The organism is Ideonella azotifigens (genome assembly GCF_006519715.1).
GTDB lineage: Bacteria > Pseudomonadota > Gammaproteobacteria > Burkholderiales > Burkholderiaceae_C > Ideonella > Ideonella azotifigens.
Genome location: NZ_VIDT01000474.1, coordinates 1 through 4,405, shown reverse-complemented (window position 1 = coordinate 4,405; position 4,405 = coordinate 1). Strand labels below are relative to the sequence as shown.

Annotated in this window: 5 protein-coding genes and 1 pseudogene; 2 read left to right on the top strand and 4 right to left on the bottom strand. The window is 67.7% G+C overall.

The window, feature by feature from the left end:
* Positions 1-539: class I SAM-dependent methyltransferase (locus tag FKP22_RS22205; RefSeq protein WP_310733356.1), on the bottom strand; the 539-nt coding region annotated here is incomplete at its 3' end.
* 25 nt (positions 540-564) lie between these two features.
* Here FKP22_RS22205 and gloB point away from each other — a divergent pair.
* Together gloB and FKP22_RS22195 are read left to right on the top strand one after the other, a co-directional pair.
* On the top strand, positions 565-1,338 hold the full coding sequence (gene gloB, locus FKP22_RS22200) for a hydroxyacylglutathione hydrolase (protein WP_141289862.1): 774 nt from the start codon (positions 565-567) through the stop codon (positions 1,336-1,338).
* Entirely contained in the window at positions 1,335-2,999 is a 1,665-nt protein-coding gene (locus tag FKP22_RS22195) for a transglycosylase SLT domain-containing protein (RefSeq protein WP_231012197.1), read from the top strand. The genes gloB and FKP22_RS22195 overlap by 4 nt, the downstream gene beginning before the upstream one ends.
* A gap of 19 nt (positions 3,000-3,018) precedes the next feature.
* Here the strand turns inward: FKP22_RS22195 and recR are convergent, their stop codons facing one another.
* The 3 genes and pseudogenes from recR to FKP22_RS22180 form a co-directional block, all read right to left on the bottom strand.
* Positions 3,019-3,606 carry a recombination mediator RecR gene (recR, locus tag FKP22_RS22190; RefSeq protein ID WP_141289861.1) on the bottom strand — a complete coding sequence of 196 codons (588 nt, stop codon included), beginning with the start codon at positions 3,604-3,606 and terminating at the stop codon, positions 3,019-3,021.
* A 112-nt stretch (positions 3,607-3,718) separates the two neighbouring features.
* Positions 3,719-4,045: a YbaB/EbfC family nucleoid-associated protein gene (locus tag FKP22_RS22185; RefSeq protein ID WP_141289860.1), complete on the bottom strand. Its 327-nt coding sequence runs from the start codon at positions 4,043-4,045 to the stop codon at positions 3,719-3,721.
* A 69-nt stretch (positions 4,046-4,114) separates the two neighbouring features.
* Positions 4,115-4,405: pseudogene (locus tag FKP22_RS22180) on the bottom strand (DNA polymerase III subunit gamma/tau); the annotation flags it as partial.

Genomic DNA, 4,405 nt, shown 5'->3' with positions numbered 1-4,405 from the left:
TCGCTGGGCAGGAACAGCGGCCGCTCGCGTGCGCCCAGCCAGTGCCGCACCCGGCCGCCGCGCTGGCGCAGTCCCCACAGGCTCACCGGGTTCAGGCCCGAGATCACGACCCGCCCTTCGGGCCGCAGCACGCGGGCCACCTCGGCCAGCGTGCGGTGTGCGTCGGCCGCCATCTCCAGCGTATGCGGCATCACCACCAGGTCCAGGCTGCGGTCCTCGAAGGGCAAGGCCTCCGGTTCGCAGAACAGCGAAGGCTGGCGCAACGACAGCAAGCCCGGGTTGGCCACCGTACCGTCAGGGGTATCCAGCATGATGGCCCCCGATTGGCGTTCAATCCCAGGCCTGGGGAGCGCCGGATCGCCGGAGGGCAAGCCAGCCAGCCAACGTTGCGGCATGCGGTTGCAGCGCAAGGCGTCGATTTGCGGCAGGCCCAGCTGCAGCGCGTGAAAGCCGAACAGGTCAGCCACCGCTTCGTCGACGCGGGCCTGCTCCCAGTCCAGCAGATAGCGCCCCGGCGGGGTTTCCAGCCAGTGTGTCAACTCTATAATCCGGGCCTCATCTGTCATGAAACTGGTCGCACTGCCTGCCTTCACCGACAACTACATCTGGATGCTGCACGACGGCCGACAAGCGCTCGTCGTCGATCCGGGTGATGCGGCGCCTGTGCAGGAAGCACTCGCGGCGCAGCATCTGGTGCTGACCGGCATTCTAGTGACCCATCACCACGCAGATCACGTTGGCGGTGTGGCGGCCCTGATGCCGCAACTCGAAGGCCCCGTATGGGGCCCCGCCGGCGAAACGATGCCGGTGCCCGTCACCCGCATGCATCAGGGCGGACAAGCGTGTTGGCAAGGCCTTTGCTTCGAGATCCTGGACGTACCGGGGCACACTTCAGGGCACATCGCCTACTTTCTTGCTGCCAGCGGCGCCGAGGCGCCGCTGCTGTTTTGCGGCGACACGCTTTTCTCCGGTGGCTGTGGTCGATTGTTCGAGGGAACTCCACGGCAGATGCACGACTCACTGAACAGGCTCAGTGCCCTGCCCGGCAACACCCGGGTCTGCTGTGCCCATGAATACACCCTCTCGAACCTGCGTTTCGCGCAGGCCGTGGAGCCCGCCAACCCGGCCTTGGCCGCCTACGTCGAACACTGCCAAACGCTGCGCCGCGAGGGCCAGCCCACGCTGCCTTCGACGATTGCGACCGAACAAGCGATCAACCCCTTCCTGCGGTCCGAACAGCCCGCGGTGATGGCTTCCGCGCGTCAACACGACGCCTCGGTGCACGACCCGCTGTCAGCCTTTGCCGCCTTGCGTGAATGGAAGAACGTCTTCAGATGAACAAAACAATCCTCGGCTTCATGGCGGCAACGAGCGCCCTGCTGGCAGGCTGCGCCACCCCAGACTTTGCCGACCCGGCCAGCGGGTCGAGTGCCAGCGGCCCCGTCGCCCAGCGCCTGTCGCGCACGCCCGCCCTCGCTGTTCCCGCCATCCCGGCAGCGGCCCAGCTGAGGAATGACGACAGCGACCGGACCGTCTCTGCCATCCCCAGCCCGGTCGCCGGCCTGAACCTGGAAGCCTTGGGATCGGATTCGGCCAGCGATGTGCGGCCAATCGACCCGCTGGCGCCCAGCACCCCGATCGACCCACTGGCGCTCACCGCCCAGGAAGACCTCTGGCAGCGCATCCGCAACGGCTACGCCATGCCGGACCTCGAAGGCGAACTGGTCGCCAGCCGCGAGCAGTTCTATGCTGCCAAGCCCGAGTACATGCGCCGCATGGCCGAGCGCGGCGGCCGCTACCTTTACCACGTGGTCGACGAGCTGGAAAAGCGCCACATGCCGACCGAGCTGGCCTTGCTGCCCTTTGTCGAAAGCGCGTTCAACCCGCAGGCCATCTCGGTCGCCAAGGCCTCGGGCATGTGGCAGTTCGTGCCCGCCACCGGCAAGGACTACGCGCTCAAGCAAAACATCTTCCGCGACGACCGCCGCGACGTGCTGGCCTCGACCCGCGCCGCGCTGGACTACCTGGACCGGCTGCACACCATGTTCAACGACTGGCAGCTCGCGCTGGCAGCCTACAACTGGGGCGAAGGCAATGTGCAGCGCGCCATTGCGCGCAACGAGAAGGCCGGCCTGCCGACCGACTACGCCAGCCTGAAGATGCCGGACGAAACCCGCTACTACGTGCCCAAGCTGCAGGCGATCAAGAACATCGTTTCGAAGCCCGAGCAGTTTGCGGTGCAACTGCCGCCGCTGAAGAACCACCCGTATTTCCTCAGCGTGCCGATCGAGCGCGACATGGACGTGGCGCTGGCCGCCAAGCTGGCCAACGTGCCGCTGGAAGAGTTCAAGCAGCTGAACCCGCAGATGAACAAGCCGGTGATCCTCGCCGCCGGCACCGAGCAGGTGCTACTGCCCTACGACAACGCCAACCTGTTCGCCGACAACCTGCGCGCCTTCCGCGGCCAGTTGGCCAGCTGGACCGCCTGGCAGGCCCCGCGCACGCTGCACCCGGGCGAAGTGGCCAGGCAGGTCGGCATGAGCGAAGCGCAGCTGCGCGAGGTCAACCGCATTCCGCCGCGCATGCTGGTCAAGGCCGGCTCCACGCTGCTGGTGCCGCGTGGTGCCAAGCTGGAGGCCGACGTGCCCGAAGCCCTGGCCGACAACGCGACCATGGCCCTGGCACCGGATGTGCCGCCGCTGCGCCGCATGACGCTGCGCGCCGGCAAGAAGGGGGACAGCGTGGCCGCAGTGGCACAACGCTACCGCGTCAGCGCCGTGCAGGTGGCAGCTTGGAACAAGGTGACTGCGGCCGCGAAATTCAAGCCCGGCGTGTCCTATGTGGTCTTCGTGCCGCAGGCCGCGCCATCGCAGCGTGCTGCAACGCGAGTGGCGAGCACGGCCAATGCGCGTACCGCCACGGCTCGTGCAACCAAGCCGGCCCCGGCAACTCGCAATGTGAAGACGGTTGCCAAGCCTGTGCGGGTCGCGCAGCGCTGAGCCTGGCCAGGCGCGTCCGTCAGCGCCTGTCCACCATCGCATGCGCGATGGTGGACAGGTCCACATATTCCAATTCGCTGCCCGCCGGCACGCCACGCGCCAGCCGCGTGACACGCACACCCTGCGCCTTCAGGCCTTCGGCCAGCACATGCGCGGTGGCCTCGCCTTCGGCCGTGAAGCTGGTCGCGAGGATGACCTCCTCGACCTTGCCATCCAGCGCGCGCTGCACCATGGACAGCCCGCCCAGCTCGCTGATGCCGATGCCGTCCAGCGGGCTGATGCGGCCCATCAGCACGTAGTAGAAGCCGTGGTAGCTGCCGGTGCGCTCCAGCGCGGCCTGGTCGGCCGGGCTCTCGATCACGCACAGCTGCCGCGCGTCCCGCGACTCGTCGCTGCAGATGTCGCAGATTGCCGCTTCGGTGAAGGTGTGGCAGCGCTCGCAGTGGTGCACCGCACGCAGCGCGCCGCCCAGCGCCTCGGCCAGCTGCTCGGCACCCTCGCGGTCATGCTGCAGCAGGTGGAAGGCCATGCGCTGCGCCGACTTGACGCCGACACCGGGTAGACGACGCAGCGCCTCGATCAGCGCGTCAAGCCTCGTTTGACTCACGGCAGTGACCACCCCTCGCCCGACGGGAACGTCGGCCGGTCCCCCGAGGGGACTGCGGGCCAGCTTGGGGCGGCCCGGCGCTCGTCCCGCGGAATCACTCGTTCCTCGCTGATCAGAACGGCATCTTCATGCCGGGTGGCAGCGGCATGCCGGCCGTCAGCTTGCCCATCTTTTCCTGGCTCAGCGTCTCGGCGCGGCGCACCGCGTCGTTGAAGGCCGCGGCCACCAGGTCTTCCAGCATGTCCTTGTCGTCGGCCAGCAGGCTGGGGTCGATGGTCACGCGCTTGACGTCGTTCTTGCAGGTCATCACGACCTTGACCAGGCCGGCGCCGGACTGGCCTTCGACCTCGATCAGCGCCAGCTCATCCTGCGCCTTGCGCAGGTTGTCCTGCATGGCCTGGGCCTGCTTCATCAGGCCGGCGAGTTGACCCTTCATCATGGGGAGATCCTTTCTTTCGGAGTACGGAGCAAAGCCGGGGCATTCGGACGCCCCGGCGCAGACAGATCATCAGGTCGGCTTGATCGAGCCGGGCACGATGCGGGCGGTGCTGAACTGGGCCAGCAGCGACTGCACCAAAGGATGTGATTGGACCACCAGTTCGGCCTCGCGCTGGCGCAGCCTGGCCTGTTCGGCATCGCGCAGCGCAGGGGAATCCAGCGCCACGCCAGACGCAACGTCCAGCACCAGCTCAGCCTGGCCGGACCAGTTGCGCAGCGCGGCCTGCAGCTTCTCGACCAGCGGTGGCGCGCGCAGTGTCTCGCGCTCCACGCGCAGCGACCAGCGCACTGCGCCCTCCTC

Excerpts from the sequence above, each read along its gene's own strand:
- gloB (WP_141289862.1), top strand. The coding sequence starts at position 565 with ATGAAACTGGTCGCACTGCCTGCCTTCACCGACAACTACATCTGGATG.
- FKP22_RS22195 (WP_231012197.1), top strand. The coding sequence starts at position 1,335 with ATGAACAAAACAATCCTCGGCTTCATGGCGGCAACGAGCGCCCTGCTG.
- FKP22_RS22185 (WP_141289860.1), bottom strand. The coding sequence starts at position 4,045 with ATGATGAAGGGTCAACTCGCCGGCCTGATGAAGCAGGCCCAGGCCATG.